Annotated in this window: 17 protein-coding genes; 9 read left to right on the top strand and 8 right to left on the bottom strand. The window is 51.2% G+C overall.

Translation table 11 applies throughout. The features are described 5' to 3' along the window. Nucleotides 1-2 precede the first annotated feature (2 nt). The 4 genes from MKQ68_RS02890 to MKQ68_RS02875 all read left to right on the top strand — a co-directional run bounded on the left by MKQ68_RS02890 (nucleotide 3) and on the right by MKQ68_RS02875 (nucleotide 5,316). Nucleotides 3-1,871, top strand: a complete 1,869-nt coding sequence (locus MKQ68_RS02890; protein ID WP_264281997.1) for a rhamnogalacturonan lyase — start codon at nucleotides 3-5, stop codon at nucleotides 1,869-1,871. Nucleotides 1,872-1,879: 8 nt separating this feature from the next. Continuing rightward, nucleotides 1,880-2,662 carry a rhamnogalacturonan acetylesterase gene (locus MKQ68_RS02885; RefSeq protein WP_244845248.1) on the top strand — a complete coding sequence of 261 codons (783 nt, stop codon included), beginning with the start codon at nucleotides 1,880-1,882 and terminating at the stop codon, nucleotides 2,660-2,662. Between the two features lie 2 nt (nucleotides 2,663-2,664). After that, on the top strand, nucleotides 2,665-3,789 hold the full coding sequence (locus MKQ68_RS02880; RefSeq protein WP_244845249.1) for a glycoside hydrolase family 88/105 protein: 1,125 nt from the start codon (nucleotides 2,665-2,667) through the stop codon (nucleotides 3,787-3,789). A 126-nt stretch (nucleotides 3,790-3,915) separates the two neighbouring features. Beyond that, entirely contained in the window at nucleotides 3,916-5,316 is a 1,401-nt protein-coding gene (locus MKQ68_RS02875) for an arylsulfatase (RefSeq protein ID WP_264281996.1), read from the top strand. A 194-nt stretch (nucleotides 5,317-5,510) separates the two neighbouring features. Here MKQ68_RS02875 and MKQ68_RS02870 read toward each other — a convergent pair whose 3' ends face one another. The 6 genes from MKQ68_RS02870 to MKQ68_RS02845 all read right to left on the bottom strand — a co-directional run bounded on the left by MKQ68_RS02870 (nucleotide 5,511) and on the right by MKQ68_RS02845 (nucleotide 11,796). Beyond that, nucleotides 5,511-7,658, bottom strand: a complete 2,148-nt coding sequence (locus MKQ68_RS02870; RefSeq protein WP_264281995.1) for an outer membrane protein assembly factor BamB family protein — start codon at nucleotides 7,656-7,658, stop codon at nucleotides 5,511-5,513. Between the two features lie 32 nt (nucleotides 7,659-7,690). After that, nucleotides 7,691-8,116 (bottom strand): MerC domain-containing protein, encoded by a 426-nt coding sequence (locus MKQ68_RS02865; protein WP_244845256.1) that lies wholly within the window; start codon nucleotides 8,114-8,116, stop codon nucleotides 7,691-7,693. 230 nt (nucleotides 8,117-8,346) lie between these two features. Further along, complete coding sequence (locus tag MKQ68_RS02860) at nucleotides 8,347-8,730, bottom strand: group III truncated hemoglobin (protein WP_264281994.1); 384 nt, start codon at nucleotides 8,728-8,730, stop codon at nucleotides 8,347-8,349. Between the two features lie 68 nt (nucleotides 8,731-8,798). Next, complete coding sequence (locus MKQ68_RS02855) at nucleotides 8,799-9,716, bottom strand: YheT family hydrolase (RefSeq protein WP_264281993.1); 918 nt, start codon at nucleotides 9,714-9,716, stop codon at nucleotides 8,799-8,801. 194 nt (nucleotides 9,717-9,910) lie between these two features. Further along, nucleotides 9,911-10,486, bottom strand: a complete 576-nt coding sequence (locus MKQ68_RS02850) for an ankyrin repeat domain-containing protein (protein ID WP_264281992.1) — start codon at nucleotides 10,484-10,486, stop codon at nucleotides 9,911-9,913. 449 nt (nucleotides 10,487-10,935) lie between these two features. Continuing rightward, nucleotides 10,936-11,796 (bottom strand): AraC family transcriptional regulator, encoded by an 861-nt coding sequence (locus MKQ68_RS02845; RefSeq protein ID WP_264281991.1) that lies wholly within the window; start codon nucleotides 11,794-11,796, stop codon nucleotides 10,936-10,938. Between the two features lie 114 nt (nucleotides 11,797-11,910). Here MKQ68_RS02845 and MKQ68_RS02840 point away from each other — a divergent pair, with 114 nt between their 5' ends. After that, entirely contained in the window at nucleotides 11,911-12,711 is an 801-nt protein-coding gene (locus MKQ68_RS02840; RefSeq protein ID WP_264281990.1) for a Cif family virulence factor, read from the top strand. Here MKQ68_RS02840 and MKQ68_RS02835 read toward each other — a convergent pair whose 3' ends face one another. Beyond that, nucleotides 12,712-13,467, bottom strand: coding sequence for a LytR/AlgR family response regulator transcription factor (locus tag MKQ68_RS02835; RefSeq protein ID WP_264281989.1), 756 nt, complete (start codon nucleotides 13,465-13,467; stop codon nucleotides 12,712-12,714). 259 nt (nucleotides 13,468-13,726) lie between these two features. On the opposite strand from MKQ68_RS02835, the gene MKQ68_RS02830 reads away from it, so the two are divergent. Beyond that, a complete protein-coding gene (locus MKQ68_RS02830; RefSeq protein ID WP_244845265.1) occupies nucleotides 13,727-14,044 on the top strand; it encodes a hypothetical protein in 318 nt (105 codons plus the stop codon). A 158-nt stretch (nucleotides 14,045-14,202) separates the two neighbouring features. Here the strand turns inward: MKQ68_RS02830 and MKQ68_RS02825 are convergent, their stop codons facing one another. Then, entirely contained in the window at nucleotides 14,203-15,375 is a 1,173-nt protein-coding gene (locus tag MKQ68_RS02825; protein WP_264281988.1) for an acetyltransferase domain-containing protein, read from the bottom strand. A gap of 72 nt (nucleotides 15,376-15,447) precedes the next feature. On the opposite strand from MKQ68_RS02825, the gene MKQ68_RS02820 reads away from it, so the two are divergent. The 3 genes from MKQ68_RS02820 to mgrA all read left to right on the top strand — a co-directional run bounded on the left by MKQ68_RS02820 (nucleotide 15,448) and on the right by mgrA (nucleotide 18,506). Continuing rightward, the gene (locus MKQ68_RS02820; protein ID WP_264281987.1) at nucleotides 15,448-16,575 is read left to right on the top strand and encodes a glycoside hydrolase family 18 protein; all 1,128 of its coding nucleotides are present in this window, start codon (nucleotides 15,448-15,450) and stop codon (nucleotides 16,573-16,575) included. Nucleotides 16,576-16,906: 331 nt separating this feature from the next. After that, entirely contained in the window at nucleotides 16,907-17,359 is a 453-nt protein-coding gene (locus MKQ68_RS02815) for a hypothetical protein (protein ID WP_244845267.1), read from the top strand. Nucleotides 17,360-17,513: 154 nt separating this feature from the next. Next, nucleotides 17,514-18,506 (top strand): L-glyceraldehyde 3-phosphate reductase, encoded by a 993-nt coding sequence (gene mgrA, locus MKQ68_RS02810; protein WP_264281986.1) that lies wholly within the window; start codon nucleotides 17,514-17,516, stop codon nucleotides 18,504-18,506. Nucleotides 18,507-18,674: the final 168 nt, after the last annotated feature.

Raw genomic sequence — 18,674 nt, 5'->3', positions numbered from 1 at the left:
GCATGAAGAAACTACTGATAATACCGGCTTTACTGGCTTGCATGGCACCAGCATCTGCACAAAGGCAGATGGAAAAACTGGACCGTGGACTGATCGCCGTGCCCGCAGACAAAGGCTATTTTGTCAGCTGGCGGTTGTTTGGCACAGACGATCCGGGTATCGGGTTCGATGTATATCGCAGCATGGAATCCAGCAATGCATTTAAGAAACTGAACAAATCACCCATTACCAACGTAACGTCTTTGCTGGATACGACCGCCGTGCCGGGCGAGTTGTATACTTACCAGTTAAGACAACGTGGCACCGCGGAAGGTACATTTCGCACGAAGAAGGAGCGTTACCTTTCCATTCCGCTGCAAACGCCAGCAGGCTACGCGCCGAACGATGGCTCGGTAGGTGACCTGGATGGAGATGGCAAATACGAGATCGTCCTGCATCAGACGGGCCGTGCGAAAGATAACTCACAAGCCGGCATTACGGACCCGCCTATCTTCCAGGCTTACACGCTGGAAGGTAAACTGCTATGGACGATCAATCTGGGTAAAAATATTCGTGATGGTGCACATTACACGCAGTTCATGGTGTACGACCTCGATGGCGACGGTCGTGCGGAAATAGCCATGAAGACAGCCGACGGCACGATCGATGGCAAAGGCAAGGTAGTCGGCGATTCTACCAAAGATTACCGCAATGAAAAAGGTTACATCCTGGCCGGACCAGAATACCTAACCATCTTCGACGGCCTTACCGGCGCGGCTTTGGCGACTACAGACTACATTCCTGCACGCCACCCATCTTCCTTAAACCCTACTACGGAAGAATTGAAAAGCATTTGGGGAGATGGATATGGCAACCGTATGGACCGCTTCCTGGCCTGTGTGGCCTACCTCGACGGTAAACGTCCGAGCCTGGTGATGACGCGCGGTTATTACACGCGTTCCGTACTCTCCGCCTGGAACTGGCGGGATGGCAAACTTACGCAGGTGTGGACTTTTGATAGCGACGATGCCAGTGGAAAGAACCGTGCGTATCGCGGTCAGGGTAACCACAATCTTACCGTGGCAGATGTAGATAATGACGGAAAAGACGAGATCATTTTTGGGGCCATGACGCTCGACGATAACGGCACCGGCCTGTATTCTACCGGTCTTGGTCACGGTGATGCGCTGCATGTAACCGACCTCGATCCGTCTCACCCCGGGCTGGAAGTATTCGACATCCAGGAACGTTTCGACGATGCCGGCTGTAGCTTCCGCGACGCCCGCACCGGCGAGATCCTCTGGAAAAAACCAAGTATTAAAGCAGGCGATGATGGCGAAGGCCCCGGCCGCGGACTGGCGCTGGACATTGATCCGCGTTACCCGGGCTACGAATGCTGGGTAGCGGGAGCAGGCATTACCGGGATGTTCGATGCAAAAGGCAATAAGATCGCCGATCGCACACCGGCCTGTAACATGGGTATTTACTGGGACGGCGATGTGTTAAGCGAAATACTTAACGGCACCGATGTACAGAAATGGGATTACATCAACAGTAAAACTGTTTCCCTGCTGGATGCGGCGAAGTTTAACTGCGTTAAGAACAACGGTACAAAATCAAACCCGGTATTGTCCGCCGACATACTCGGCGACTGGCGCGAGGAGGTGATTTATCGTACCACAGACAACAACGAGTTACGCATCTTCTCCACCAACATTCCGACCGACAGGAAATTCTATACGCTGATGCATGATCCGCAATATCGCCTGAGCATTGCGTGGCAGAACGTGGCCTATAACCAGCCGCCGCATACCGGCTTCCATATGGGCGAGGGTATGCCGGCACCACCGAAGCCGAACATCCAGCTTATCAACACGAAAAAGAAAAAATAGTTTTTGATATGAATACGAGGAGATCATTTTTACTGCTCACTATCCTGCTCGTCGCTTCCTCCTTTATGTGGATGGCGCCGAAACCTACGCTTTACATTATAGGCGATTCCACCGTGCGTAACGGCGATGGTTCCGGCGGCAACGGCCAGTGGGGCTGGGGCAGCCTGGTAGCACCTTACTTCGACACGGCCCGTATCGCAATTAAGAACCACGCGATCGGTGGTCGCAGCAGCCGTACGTTTATTACAGAAGGCCGCTGGGATAAGGTGCTGGAAGCCCTTAAGCCGGGCGATTATGTGATGATGCAGTTCGGACATAATGATGCGGGTCCGCTCGACGACACCGCTCGTGCACGTGGTAGCATTCGCGGCATCGGCAATGAAAGCAAAGACATTTACAACCCGATCCGCAAGCAGCACGAAACCGTTTACAGCTACGGCCACTACCTCCGCAAATACATCCGCGATGCGAAGTCGAAAGGCGCGACGCCAATCGTATGTTCTCCTGTTCCACGCGACAACTGGAAAGACGGTAAAGTAAAACGCGGCAACGAAGATTATGGCAAATGGGCGAAAGAGATCGCGACTGCAGAAGGTGTACCCTTTGTAGACCTTAACAACCTTATTGCTGATGAATACCAGGGTTTGGGAGAAGAGAAAGTCAAAGCGCTGTTTCACGGCGACCATACCCACACCAGCAAGGCCGGTGCGGAACTGAACGCACAGGTGGTTGCGAACGGTATCAAAAAATTGTCTGACTGCTCACTGAGCAATTACCTGAAAGAAAAATAACGATGAAAAAACTTGCATATACACTGCTGTCGATGATGCTTGCCGTAACCGTCACGGCACAATCGCTTCCCGGTAAAAAAGCGACGTTGAAGGCGTTGCGCCTCACTAACCAATACTTCGCGAACAAGTGGCCCGATCCGGGTAAGGTAACTTTCGTGAAGAAAGAACGCCCCAGCAACTTATGGACGCGCGCCGTGTATTACGAAGGACTGATGGCCCTGTACAACGTGGATAAAAAGAAAGCTTATTATGACTACGCCGTACAATGGGGCGAGCATCATAAATGGGGCCTCTGGGGCGGTACGCAAACCAATAATGCCGACAACCAGGCTTGCGGACAAACCTACATCGATCTGTACCGCATAGATCGTAAACCTGAGCGCATCCGCGACATACAGGCCTGCCTGGAAAGAGTAAAGAACTCCGATAATGTGGACGCCTGGTGGTGGATCGATGCATTGCAAATGACCATGCCCGTGCTAACAAAGCTGGGCGTTGAAACAAAGGATACCGGCTACTTCCGTAAGATGTACGAGATGTATGCCTACACGAAATACAAACATGGGGAAAACGGCTTGTACAATCCCGCCGATAAACTCTGGTGGCGCGATAAAGATTTTGATCCGCCTTACAAAGAACCCAATGGCGAAGACTGCTACTGGAGCCGCGGCAACGGCTGGGTAGTAGCTGCGCTGGCGCGTGTATTAAATGAATTGCCGGAGTCTGATCCTCATTACCAGGAATACCTCACTGATTACAAAGACATGCTGCAGGCCCTGATGCCGTTGCAACGTGAAGATGGCTTCTGGAATGCGAGCCTGCACGATGCAAACAACTTTGGTGGCAAAGAGCTGACCGGCACATCGCTGTTCGTATACGGCATGGCCTGGGGCATCAATAATAATATCATCGACAAAAAGACTTACCTGCCCGTTATTGCCAAAGCCTGGAGCGCTGTGCTGAAAGACTGCGTGCATCCCGACGGTAAGCTGGGTTGGGTACAGAGTACAGGTAAAGAGCCTAAGGACGGGCAGCCTGTAGCCTACGACAAAATTCCCGACTTCGAAGATTTTGGTCTGGGCTGTTTCCTGCTGGCAGGAAGCGAAGTTTACAAGCTTAAAAAGTAGTACTCATAAATTCCGATTAGTTTTAGTGAAAGGTTAAAAATCACGAGGGCCGGGTTCTCCCGGCCCTTTTATTTGCCCCTGGAATTATATATCTTCAGGGCTACCGCGCATTGAAAAACGGACCTCATGAACCTGAAACTACTTCTCTTCACCGCGATTTTGGCCTTTTGTGCACCAGCCGTAAATGCACAACAACATAAAAAGCCCAACATCATCTTCATCATTGCAGATGACCTGGGTTATGGCAACCTGACTTCCTACAATCCTTCACATAAAGTACCTACGCCGAACATCGACCGGCTGGCGAAAGAAGGCACGAAGTTCACCCGCTTCTACGCAGGTAATACTGTTTGCGCACCCAGTCGTTGCGCGTTAATGACCGGCAAACATATGGGCCATGCCTATATCCGCGGCAACAGTCGCGAAGCTTTGCGAGCGCAGGATACCACCATCGCCACCCGGTTACGCAACAACGGCTATACAACGGGCATGTTTGGCAAATGGGGACTTGGAGAAGAGAACACCAGCGGCGCCCCCGAAAAGCACGGATTTGATGCCTTTTACGGCTATTTAAACCAAACACTCGCGCATCGTTACTATACGGGCAGCCTGGTGGAAATTCAACAAGGCAAAAGCGTGCCCGTAACGATCGACAGCACGCAATACACCGATGATCTCATCATGCAGAAAGCATTGGGTTTTATCAAAAGCAATAAAGACAAACCCTTCTTCCTGTACCTGCCGCTGACCATTCCGCATGCAGAGTTACATGTTCCGCAGTCTTATATCCAAAGATGGCTGAACCCCGATGGCAGCAGCAAGTTCGGTCCTGAAACGCCTTTTGTTGCTGCGCCCACTGCCAGCTATCGCTCACAACCGCAACCACGCGCCGCATTTGCCGGTATGATCAGCCGCCTCGACGAAGACGTGGCCCGCATCCTGGCCCAGGTAAAAGAGCTCGGACTCGACGATAACACGTACATCTTTTTCACCAGCGATAACGGCCCGCACAAAGAAGGCGGCGCCGATCCTGAATACTTTAACAGCAATGGCCCTTTACGTGGCATTAAACGCGACCTGTACGAAGGCGGTATTCGTGTACCCTTACTCGTTCGTGCCCCTGGTAAAGTACCCGCAGGCGCTGTTCGCAACGACATCTGGGCCTTCTGGGACATCCTGCCCACCTTCTGCGCTCTTTCCGGCGCCCGCGTGCCCGGCGGTACCGATGGATTGTCGTTCACGCAAGCCATTGCCGGCAAACCGCAGCAGGAACAGCATCACCATTTATACTGGCAGTTTTACGAAAAGGTGTACAAGGAAGCCGTGGTGCAAGGCGACTGGAAACTGGTACGCATCAAACAGAAAGGCGAACCCGAAATAGTGGAGCTGTACAACCTGCGCTATGATTTGGGTGAACAACAAAACGTAGCGAAACAGCAGCCGGTTAAGACAAAGGAGCTATATGACCTTGCGCAGCAATCGAAGACGAAGGCGGAGGCGAAAGTGTTTGATTGGGATGTTGAATAAAAAAAGAGGATGCCCGAAGCATCCTCCAACAATTTAATTTTTAACACTTTTAATTCTTTCCGATGAGATGCCTTTACATTTCAAGGATGATGCCATCCAAATAGGTACTCAAAACCAACCACTTAGCAACTCATCCCGTTCATTTACGACACATCGCCCGTCCGGTTTCGGACAAGCCATCACGTTCACGAACATCAGGGCAGTGCGAATGCAATGTAGCTGTCACCGGACTTAGTACCGAGTTTACCGCCGCCACAAGCGATGACCAGGTATTGTTTGCCATTTACCGAGTACACAGCGGGCGTAGCGTAGCCGGCAGCGGGCAGTTGCGCTTCCCATAACAGTTTACCGGTGGCTTTATGAAAGGCACGGATCTTTGCGTCGCGCGTGGCGGCGATGAACAACAGGCCGCCTGCTGTTACCACCGGGGCGCCATAGTTCTCCGTACCGGTTTTAATACCACGATCAGCAAAGTGCGGGTCTACGCCGAGGGTGTCGCGCCATACAAATTCACCAGTGTTGAGGTTGATGGCGTTTAAGGTGCCCCAGGGCGGACTGATCGCAGGCAACTTATCTTTCGTTAAGAACTTATTATAACCCGTACTGCTGTACGGCAAATCGCGCGAGGTATCGGCGGGCTGCTGCGGACCGTTGTACACCAGCCCCTGCTGCGATTTCACTTCCAACAGGTAGCTGGCAATGGCTTCTTTTTCTTCTGCAGGCAGATGTTTGAAGCCGGGCATCATGCGACGACCGTTATTCACCAGGTCTACGAATTGCGGCACGGTATATTTATCCTTTATATTGATAAGCGACGGATAATTGCCACCACCCTGCCTTTCCGGACCATGACAGGTCATACAGTTCTGATGATACAGGCGTTTGCCGGCGGCAAGGTTCGTTTCCTTTTTACCGGACGGCTTCTCTTTAGCATCTACCATGGTGAGTACCCAGGGCATCTCGTTCGCATTGATGTACAGGATGCCCGTCGTAGGATCGACTGCAGGCCCGCCCCATTCTGCGCCGCCATCGAAGCCCGGAAATACGAGCGTGCCCTCGCGGGAAGGAGGCATGAATATATGTCCTTTACGCAACGTCGACCAACGGTTACGCACCTCCGCTAATGAAGAATCAGGCAGTAAATAATTAAAATCTTTTTCAGTCATGTGATGGCGCGTAAACGGCGCTGGCTTCACCGGGAAGGGTTGTGTAGGCCAAGCCTCCTCGCCGGGCAACAAACCCGTATCGGGCACCGGGCGCTCCTCTACGGGGAATAGCGGTTTGCCGGTTTCACGATCTAGCAAAAACACGAAACCCGCTTTGGTCACCTGCGCCACGGCATCTATCTTTTTTCCATCATGCTTAACCGTTACTAACGCTGGTGGCGCTGGCAGGTCGCGGTCCCAGATGTTATGATGAATATCCTGGAAGTGCCAGAGGCGTTTACCGGTGTTGGCATCCAGGGCTAAGAGGCAGTCCGCATAAAGATTAGCGCCTTTGCGTTTGCCACCGTAAAAGTCGAAAGAGGCCGAACCGGTAGGCGCAAAAAGAATCCCTCGTTCCTCATCCAGGCTAAAGCCCGACCAGGCATTGGCGCCGCCGATAAACTTATACGCTTCCGGATCTTTCCAGTCAGAGAAGCCTTCCTCACCCGGCTGCGGAATAGTGTGAAAAATCCAGCGCAGTTTACCGCTGCGAACGTCGTAGCTGCGGATGTGTCCCGGTGCGGCATCGGCTTCCTCGGACACGCGCGAACCAATGATGATCATATCTTTATAAATCATGCCGGGAGATGTAGTGACGACGAACAGATCACGCGCCGCTTCTCCCAAATCGCTGTGTAAAGGCAGGCGGCCACTATCTGCAAAGGCGTTGATGGGCGCACCGGTATTGGCATTGATGGCGAAGAGATGAGGGCCCGCCGTAAAAAACACCCGCTTATCCTCCCCTTCCTCCCAATAACTCACACCCCGCAAAGCGTGTACAGACGAAGCATCGGCATCCTTATACGGATTAAATACCCACTTTTCCTTACCGGTAGCGGCATCCAGTGCGAGTAATTTAAGTTGTGGAGATACGGCATACAATACGCCGTTCACGACGATCGGGTTACATTGGATCTGCGAAGAACTGATCGTATCTGCATCGCCTGCATGATACTCCCATACGGGCTTCAACAATTGAACGTTGGACGTATCTACCTGGTTAAGGGAAGAATACTTGAGTCCTTCTTTGCTGCCGTTATAGACGGTCCAGGTGTCGTAATTTTTTTCGGGTGTTTGATGACAAGATGCGAGTAATACTGCGGAACATAGTATCAGCCGGCCGGGATAATTGAACATAACGTGAACAAAATGATTATCTCCCAAGATAGCTACTGGCGGCCAGAAATGCTAACCGTTTTGCAGGTACCACCGTCACGGCCATACTGCCAGTTTTTCACATGCGCCCAAACCACCAGCACCGCGCCGCCCAGCTTAAAGCCGACTTCCACCAGGCTGCCATGCAGTAAATTGCCGCTCACCATCAGTAACATACCTACTAAAAACACGTATAGCAAAGACTTGCGGCCATGATGCAAACGATAGCCACGCCATAACGCGCGCCCACCTACGAACAGCGATACCAGGATGGTAAACACTTCTAAATAAATGTTTTCGAGAATCTCCATGCCAAAGAGGGGAAGCGTGGTAAACAGAACGGGTAACAGCACACAATGTACCGCGCAGGCCAGCGATGCGCCAATGCTGATCATATCCCATTTTTGCTGGTAAGCTATCTTCCTGTTGTTCGTTTCCATATGCACTTCCGTTTAAGCCGGAGGGCAAATATAAGACATTATGCAACAAAGATGCAAATAAATATTGGACAAAAGAAAGGGCGGTAAGAATACCACCCTCAGTTATTTTAACCATATCCTATGAAAAACCGATGCAAATATAGGAACAGCTACGTTCTTGTCAACCCACAACTCGTGAACGCCGCATTTTTGTTGGTAAACGACAGATTTGATTATCTGTTAACAACAAATTAACCAGCATTACCGTGTGCGCCGACCTTAAATTGCATGATGCCTGCAATGGAGTGCGCCCGGTTGACGGCCTCCAGGGCTTTCGGTCCTTCAAAATGGGATGTTACGGTTTGCTCCCAAAGGCCCAGCCAGCGCTCGAAGTGTTCGGGCTGCATGGGCGACAGGCGGTTGAGCATAATATGTTTCACCATGGTACCTCCCTTGTAAGAAGTGCCATCCAGTAATATGTTTTCCCAGAAAGAGGCGATCAGCGGAATATGTTCGCTGAAATCCAGCTTGATCACTTCCGTAAAGAAGTGCCCGATCACCGGGTCGATGGTGGCCTTGCGGTAGAACTCATTGACTAACAATAGTAAATCCTCACGGGTGCTAATATCATTCATCTTCAATTCGTCGATTAAAAAGTACAAAATACACAATAGCAGCGGGCGTAAGTAGTCCTTATAGCATCCTAGTACAGGTCGTCGATAAACCGGAAAGCTCTTTGCTCGGACCAGTACCTGCCGGCGCCCCATTCGGCAAAACCGACGTGACCGCCATATTTAGGGGCTTCGAAGACAAACAGGTCATGCGCTGCCGCTTCTTCATAGGGATAACAACCTTTGCCCAGAAATGGATCATCCAAGGCGTTCACGAGTAATACCGGGATATTTATCTGCGGGATGAATTGCCGGCTGCTGCACGCCGCCCAATAGGTTTCGGCATTTTCATACCCGTGGATGGGCGCGGTAAAGCGGTCGTCAAACTGCCGGAAGGTTTTGATGGTATTAAATCCATCCAGGTTGATATCGAACTTCGCCTGCTTGGCCTGCAGCTTCTCCCCCAACTCGCGGATGAACCGTTGCATGTACACATAATTGGACCGCCTTTCCAGCTCAATAGCGCCACTTTTAAGGTCGCAGGGCACCGAGATGCCGACCGCGCCTTTAATGAGCGGATGCAGGTCTTTACCCCGCTCGCCTACATATTTGAGGGTCACGTTCCCGCCCAATGAAAAACCTATCAGGCTAATGCTTTTATATTGGCCGGAGGCGGCCAGGTATTCTACCACCATATGCAGATCGCCGGTTTCGCCGCTGTGGTAGCTGCGCAACAACAGGTTCGGCTCACCGCTGCAACTGCGGAAGTTGACAGACACGGTATCGTATCCCCCCTCGTTAAATGAGTTGACCATACCCAGCACATACGGACGGGCAGCGTTCCCTTCCAGCCCATGCAGGATGATCACGATGCGATCGCTGCCTGTGCGGCTAAAGTCCAGGTCAAGAAAATCGCCATCGGGCGTATGAAGGCGCGTACGACTGTACGGCACACTTTTAACCCGGCGGAACAGCGAAGGGTAAATGGTGGCGATGTGTCCGTTCCGCATAAGGCGCGGGGCTGAATAAGCTGACTGACTCACAACTGGCATACGTTACAAAGATACGGTTTCCGTAAAAAAGGCGCCCGGCCATTAAAAGCCAGGCGCGACGCGTTCTCATAAACAAGGAAGGTTTCACCCTTGTTAAAAAAAGAAGCCTGATCCGGAGACCAGGCTATTTCAAAGGATAATGGTCAAGTACCTTACTTCGCACCCGCTCGTATCAACAACTGCACTATTTCGGTCCATCCACGCGACACGGCGTGTTGCAAAGCGGTAAAACCCTCTTTGTCTGGCTGGTTTACGTCCGCACCAGCCTGTACCAGCATCCGTGTAATTGCCTGGAACTGCGGCCCGCCATCCCCGAGGATAACGGTTTCCAGCAGTGCTGTCCAGCCGAGGTAATTCATATGATCGATGGGAAATCTTTTGTCCGTCAGCAGCGCCGCCACCGTAGCAACATGCCCGCGTTCGCAGGCCGGGATCAACGCTGTTCCGCCGTAGCGGTTAAATACACGGTAATTTGCGCTATGCAGCATGCACAGCCTTACGATTTCCGTATATCCTTTCGCCCCTGCCAGCAGGAAGGGCGAGTTACTTAACTTATCCTGTTTGTTCACATTGGCCCCTGCTACAATCAGCATGGCCGCCAGGGCAGTGTCTCCGCGATAAAGGGCAAGGGTCAGGGGCGTTCTCCCATCTTCGTCTGTCGTTTCTAAAAGCATCCGCCCCATCAACCAGCCTTTACCTAAAACCTCATCGCTCATTCTCACTTGCATAAATGATCGTACCTCTTTTCACAAATCACCATCAACACTGGTATAATCGTTCATTGCTACGCAAAGGTAGTACAGCGAGGCCCGCCGTAAGGGTGCTGGTTGTGTGGATGATGGTACTTTTTGAATCGGGGTTTCTGACAGGTTTTTATGGCGTTTGTGTAGGATTAATGAGGGATTACTGTAGGATTTCAGTGGTGTCACGTCCTAAAACAAGCTTACACCGTGCGAGATAATCCGGATCAAGGTTTACATCCTTGTCCGTGTCGTCCTGAAACAGGTTTACATCATCCTTCCCATCAGCGCGAACAGTCCTTGATGAAAGAAGGCCACAGCAAAGCACGATACGCACAGCCGCACGCTTCGTACCCGCACGTTAAATAAAAACGACAAATACGACAAAAACGACACGCAACTTCCCGGGCGACATACCGCATCGTACCTTTACAATACTACGGCATCCTTTGCGCCGCCCTCCTGAACTCCACCGGCGAAACACCTCCATACCGCCGGAAGAACCTCGAGAAGTACGATGAATCAGAAAAGCCCAGGTCAAAGGCTATCTCCTTTACATCCTGCGCGGTGAGCGACAGCATACGTTTGGCTTCCAGCACCAGGCGGCTGCGAATGCAATGGCCGGCCGTTAAACCGGTTTCTTTTTTACAGGCGATGTTGAGGTATTGAGGCGTGATGTGAAGCTGATCGGCATAAAACTCCACCGCGCCCTGGTCTTTATAATGTTGCTCCAATAGCTCCAGGAAGTTTTTTACAACCAGGCGTACCCCCGACGCATTCACCAGGGGATACACCTGCTCGTAACTACGCTCGAGCAGGGTAAGCAACACCCATAAACGATGATTAAGCAGGCGGATGGAAAACATATCTGCCAGACTGTATTCTTCTTCCATCTTTGTCAACTCCTGCAGCATGCCTTCGAAAGCAGCGGCAGCAGGCTGTATCAAAGGATGCGCACCGGCGGAAAAGAAGGGCCATTGTCTTGCAGGAAAGATGCAGAACTCCGGACCATACATCAGTTGAAAACCGGTAGTTTCCGCTTGCAGGTCCCAGTTATGCGCCTGTCCGGGTGCCAGAAAGAAAACAGAGCCGGGCGTTACCTCGTATTTTGTAAAGTCGATGTGATGTAAACCGCCGCCGGCTGTAACGAAGAAGAGCATGAAGAAGTTATGCTTGTGGGCCTGGGTAAGGTTGAACACCCCCTCCCGCTCGTGGCGAAAGAGACTGAACTGCTCGTCCTTAAGGGGCTTGCATATTTCATGGAGGTCGACAACAGGTAATTGAGGCTCGTTTAACATCTTAAGCCTAATTTAGCTTATTTCGGGATGGATTGCGCAGCCCGGCACCGGAAAATGACATTCCGGAGCATTTTGCGGGCTTACCGGTGCACTAAACCTTAAATTTATTCCACGATGAAACATTGGCCCCTCCTGCTATTGCTGCTTTTTACTGCGCCCCTGCTGCACGCACAGGACGTGGTTACCGCCGAACGGGCGTTCGCGCAACTGGCGATCGACAGCTCCGTAAAAACGGCGTTCCTGCGGTTTGCCGACAGTAACGGTGTAGTGTTCGATCAGGGTAACATTCTTCCGGCTATTAAAACCTGGAGCAGCTTTCCGGATAAAATGCCGCTTTTCTACTGGCAGCCGGCCTTTGCCGCCATGTCGTATGCTGGTGATCTCGGCTTTACGACAGGGCCTTACGAGGTGAAAGCCAGTGCCACAGACACGCCACTCGTGTGCGGTCACTACACGACGGTCTGGAAAAAGAACGCGCAGGGCGAATGGAAATTTATGGCAGATATGGGTACGCGATACGAGCAGTCGTTGTATGGTAAGCAATCCTTACAACACTTCACTGACCTCGTACCATCGGGCCAGCCGGATTCGGCCATCTATCTGCTGGAGAAAAAACTGATACTGGCCCACGACTCACTGGCCGACGAAGCCTTCCGCTTCGCCGCCGCCGACAGTGCCTGGTTTAATATCGAAGGGGTTATGCCGGTACAAGGCATCGAAAATATCATGAACGGACTACGCCAGGTGCCGGTCAGCCTGCGTTTTGAGCCGGTAGCCGGGGGCATCTCGCAGCGTAAGGACCTTGCCTATGTGTATGGAACAGTAAAATATAATCAGCGTAAAGAAACGTACCTGCGCATCTGGGCACACACCAGCAAAGGCTGGAAGCTGCTCGTACAGGTGCTGCACTGGTAATTATTCACCGAGCCATTTCTTAAATTCATTGGCGCGCAGCCTGCTCACAATAATCTCTTCATAAGCCGCAGGTTGCACCTGTACTTTCAGTTTACCGCTAAACCAGGTATGCACTTTTTCGATGTTGGTATAGTTCACGATAAACTGCCTGTTCACCCTGAAAAACACGTTGGGATCGGTTTCTCCCTCAATTTCATCCAATCGTTTATCGATGATGAAATCCTGGTTGCTACGGGTTTTAATGAATTGTAATTTATCTTTCGTGTAGAAGTAAGCAATATCTGGCAAAGACACAGAAATGAGGCGGGTACCGCTTTTCGCGAGGTAGCGCGATTTAAACGCTTCGCCGTTCATCTCGCCTAGCATGGTGTTTAATCCCTGGTTAGGCGTACCGCGATGGGCATGCCATTTACGGAACTTCAGAATGGCCGCCATCACTTCCTCACGGTTCATGGGTTTGAGGAGGTAATCTACGCTGTTCAGTTTAAATGCTTTCAACGCATGCTCCTGGTAAGCGGTGGTGAAAATCACCGGCCAGTCTACGTTTACACGGTTGAAGATCTCGAAGCTTTGTCCGTCGCCCAGTTCTATATCCATAAAAATGAGGTCCAGCTGCGGACGGGCAGCGAAGTAACGTACCGCCGACTCAATGCTGTCCAGCACCGCAGTCACTTCAATATCGGGATCTACTTCCCGGAGCATGTTTTTGAGATGATGAGCAGAGAGGGCTTCATCCTCGATAATCAGCACTTTCATGGCACAGTATAAGTTTAAGGGGAACCAATCCGGATGTAAAATTCGGCATTTCGGTTACAGTTACTTCCTTTTTCAGCTTATCTTGACATGTTTATGTGAGATTTCCACTCCGTTTACCGTAGCTTTTGCGCCCGGCAACATTTTCGGGCACCGCAAACGTACTGCGGTTGCAAGATTTAGATTTGTACAACAAGTGCAGCGCTAACCACTTCCTTTCTAAACGACCCAGGCGAACGGCAGACCCTCAAAACAGCTTAAGATGCAGAACATGGAACAGACCATTGCGGTGCTGGAACTCCTCGCGAACGGCACAGATCCTGTAACGAACACGCCGATCCCCGCGGGCAGCAGCATGCAACACCCCGTTATATTACGCGCATTATTTAACGCCGTAAAGGAATTGAAGATCAGCCAGGCACGTGGCAACCAGGGTAACAAGTGGAGTAATGCCGAAGAAGAACAACTCAGACAACACTTTAACGATGGAAAACGAATTATAGAACTAGCCCGCATACATGGCCGCACCACAGGCGCCATCAAATCAAGGTTAATCCGGATCGGGCTGCTGGAAGCCTGATTATCTCCAACTAGCTTGCCAATTTTAGCGCCGGGACCAACCCGCTACCGTACGGAACGGGCGGGCTTTCCCGGCATTTTCTTTCTAATTATTTAACCAGCTATAGTCACATTTTTCAGCCGCCGTTGTGTCACTCACTGCAACGGCAACACGCTTTTCTACAAATAACTCAGCCACCGCTTCTCCTTATGTTGTTGCTTATACCGGTCGTACCACCTGCAAGGCAGGAACAGCATCAACACCACACCTATCCAAACTAAATAAACACTCTCCAACGGCCCGCCCATCGCCTCCGGACGAAAATAAAACGGAAATCCTTTCACATCATCCATCGTATAGCCGCTGCTGAAAAACATCACGACACTGATCAATCTTATCAACGCAAAATGTAACACATAGTAGAAGAATGGCACGCGCCCATACACGCTCAGGAACGCGTTCGTGCGCCCTTCAAACAGCGCCAGCAGCAATAGTCCCGGCCCGAGCGTCATGCACAAAAACAGCAGTGACGGCGGATATTTAGTCGTATTGATGAACGACAGAAACGTGTAAAACCATGATGACTGCTCCTTCCAGGGTGCAGGATCTCCGTAAATATTAATGAATCGCATCAACACGAAAAACAACACTGCTCCACTACCCAGGCTTACCAGCCAGCGCTGGCGACGTTGCACATCCATCTCATAAAAACGACCGGCACAATAGCCGAGTAGCATCACGGCCGTCCATGGCAGAATGGTATACGCGAGCAATACGTTGCGACCGCCAGGCAACGGCACCAACGCTCCCGGCGTGGTGAGAAATACATTCCTTAAGGCACCGCCCACGCCGTCGTTGGACAGATTTATGAGGTTCGTGATGTTATGTCCGAAGAAAATGATTAAACCTATGGCCAGCATTATACGCCAGCCCCCACGTAGCAGTAATCCCATCAGCAACATACTCCACCCGATGGCCCATATGATCGCAAGGAAAAACACATGATAACCTGGATCAAGGGTAAAGATGAAAGTCATGATGACGATCTCCACCAGGATCAGCCATAGTCCGCGCGTAATAAGAAACTTACTGTGCGCTGCCACCGGGCGTTTGCGGCCGGCGAGGTAGGCTGACAATCCTGCAAGGAACACGAACAGCGGCGCACAATAGTGCGTGATCCACCGGGTGAAAAACAGTATCGGCGTGGTGGTTGCAAGGTCGAGCGGATTGCCGGTGACGGCATCTTCATGGACGAAATCGCGCGTATGATCAAGCGCCATGATCACCATAATAATACCGCGTAAAAGGTCGATAGACGAATAACGGGAACCAGGGGTAAGGGTTATGCTCATAAACAAACGGCATTGCTGCGCCGTTTATAAAAGATACAGTATAATCGGCAATTCTTTGAGTATATTTAGTATATGCGTTATGTAAAAACCGGCTTCCCCATTATAGCCCTGCTCCTGGTATGCTTAGCGTTCCGTCACGAACAGGCAGCCCCTTCTAAAGTAATCATCGGTTACGTCGGCGGCTTTCGCGGACTGGTAGATGCATCTGTCATAAATGCCGCAGGCCTTACCCATATTAACTATGCGTTTGTCGATGTTCAGAAGGGCCGAGCGTTTCTCACCAACGAACGTACCGACACGGTCAACTTTCGCCGGCTGGTGGCCTTGAAAAAGATCAACCCGTCTTTGCAGATCCTTATCTCCATCGGCGGCTGGTCCTGGAGCGAAAACTTCTCCGACGCCGCACTCACGGACGCTTCCCGTAAACTGTTCGCCCACAGCGCAACGGACATCGTAGCCCGTTACCAGCTTGACGGAGTAGACATCGATTGGGAGTATCCCGGCATTCCCGGTGAAGAAGGCAACGTATATCGCCCGGAAGACAAACAAAACTTCACGCTCATGTTCCAGGCCCTGCGCGCCTCGCTCGACAGCCTGCAGCAACGCACCGGCAAACGGTATTTGCTCACCACCGCAGTAGGCGGCTCCAAATCCTGCGTAGATCATACGGAAATGGACAAGGCTCAGCAGTACCTCGATTATGTAAACATCATGACCTACGATTACCGTACAGAAGGTTCGCGTACCACCGGCCACCATACCAACCTGTATCCCGCCACCGGCGAGGCCAATGGCTCCTCCGCCCATCGATCCATACAATTGTACCTGGATGCCGGCGTACCCGCTAGTAAGATCGTGATGGGCATTGCTTTTTATGGCCGCGCATGGCAAATGGCAGATGCCGACAACAATGGACTGCTGCGTAAACCGAAAGCAGGAATACGCGGTGCCGGCTTCACCGATATCAAAGATAAACTACTCACCACCGAGGGATATGTTCGCCACTGGGACGATAGCGCCAAAGCGCCTTATCTTTTCCATCCTGACAAAAAAATATTTTTGAGTTATGATGATGAGTCGTCCGTCACCCAAAAATGCAATTATGTGAAGCAACATGGGTTAGCCGGCGTGATGTTTTGGGAGTACAATAGCGATCTTAAAGGCTACCTGTTGTCGACGATCAATCAGCAATTCAGGTAGCGGGTGTCTGCACGGGCGACATTCGTGACGAAGGGTTTTTGCAAGTCGAATAATGGAATAGTCGTTGTTTATTTTTAGGACTTCAGCTCATGGCGGCATCTTCAACGAAGTACCGACACCTCACGAAGCTTGCGGCAGTACGCTACGAGCTACTTCGCAACAGCCCATGTGGTAATACTTCCAACTCGGGCATCTAATCTTTCACTTCAATGCTGTATGCTTGCCGCAAACGCAGGCTTGTATTATGTTTGTGCCCGTTAATAACACCCCGAATATTTTATCCATCTCCCCCATGATGCGCCTGGAAACATATTTACCTTAAACAATTGTTATGAACAAGTTGAAGCTGGCCATGCCCCTGGCCCTCGCATTGTTTGCATTCGCATGCGACAAGGAAAAAGATGCTAAACCCAAAACGACCGAAGAAAAGTTGATCGGTAAGTGGTCTTACCACAGCATCACCTCCGACAAACCTTTTATCTGGGAAGATGGCGGAACCGCCACTACTGACGGTATGGCTAATATGGCCGCCTGCATCAAAGACAACTACCTCGAGCTGAAAGCCGACAACGTCATGCAGGAAAACGAAGGCCCTACCAAATGCGATCCGGACGATGATCAGATATACGCTGGCGAATGGTCATTAGATGGCACCGAAATAGTTATCGATGAAGAAGTTTATAAACTCATTAGCGTAGATGGCTCTACGCTGAAAGTATCTACCACCGGAGAGGTGGAGGATGTTGGTGAAGTGACGGTTACACTTACACTTAAGCGAAGGTAAGTGTTAACGTTTAATGAAAATGCCGCTCCGCGTCTGCGGAGGGGTTCGAGTTCCAATTTACAGGAGACGCGTAAAACGAGCGGCCGCCCATCAAGGCGGCCGTTTTGCTGTTGAATTAATTACTATATTGTTGCCGCTCCAAATTTGAACAGCAATGCAATACACACCCGCCACCGACAGGTACGAACAAATTCCATATAACCGCTGCGGCAAAAGCGGTATCAAATTGCCGGCCATTTCACTGGGCCTCTGGCACAACTTCGGCTCTGTAGATGTTTTCGAGAATGGCCGCGCCATCGTGCGTCGTGCCTTCGATAAAGGCATCACCCACTTTGACCTGGCTAACAACTACGGACCAACGCCGGGATCTGCAGAAGAAAACTTCGGCACGATCCTGAAAAAAGACTTTGGTGGTTACCTGCGTGATGAGTTGATCATCTCTTCCAAGGCCGGTTACACCATGTGGCCTGGCCCCTATGGCGACTGGGGTTCCCGCAAATACCTGGTGTCAAGTCTCGACCAAAGCCTGCAACGCATGGGCCTCGACTATGTAGACATTTTCTATTCCCACCGTCCCGACCCGGAAACGCCGATCGAGGAAACGATGGGCGCGCTGGATAGCATCGTGCGCTCCGGCAAAGCTTTGTATGTAGGCCTATCCAACTATTCTGCCACTGAAACTGAAACAGCGGTAAAAGTGCTGCAATCGCTCGGCACGCCCTGCCTCATTTATCAACCTAAATACAGCATGTTCGAAAGATGGGTGGAAAATGGTTTGCTGGATGTGCTGGAGAAATACGGTATTGGCTGTATACCATTCTCACCGCTGGCGCAGGGCATGCTCACCGACCGCTACCTGAACGGCATTCCCGCCGACTCCCGCGCGGGCCGCACCACAGGTCACTTACAAACAAACGAGATCACGGAAGATAAACTTTTGAAGATCCGCCAACTGAACGACCTCGCCGGCAAACGCGGACAGTCGCTCGCTCAGATGGCGCTATCGTGGCTGCTGAAAGATAAACGGATCACCACGGTATTGATCGGTGCCAGCTCGGTACAGCAGCTGGATAACAACCTGGCGTCGTTGGATAATTTGAATTATACGAGTGCTGAGCTGGATGCGATTGAAGCGATATTGAAGTAACGGTTAGATGACAGTCGTGTGTCGTTGAACACCTTAAATTATTCGGGCGCTGGCCATGATGCGCTTGAAGCGATATAGAAGGTAGAAAGCCTGGTCGACTGATCGGCTTTCACTTTTAACGATGTGATGCGTTTTTTCTCACTGCCTCGCCGAAACAAAAAAGCCTGA

Source organism: Chitinophaga horti (genome assembly GCF_022867795.2).
In the GTDB taxonomy this organism is placed as follows: domain Bacteria; phylum Bacteroidota; class Bacteroidia; order Chitinophagales; family Chitinophagaceae; genus Chitinophaga; species Chitinophaga horti.
Note: the sequence above shows the minus strand (reverse complement) of the source record. Positions and strands in the feature narration are given on the sequence as shown.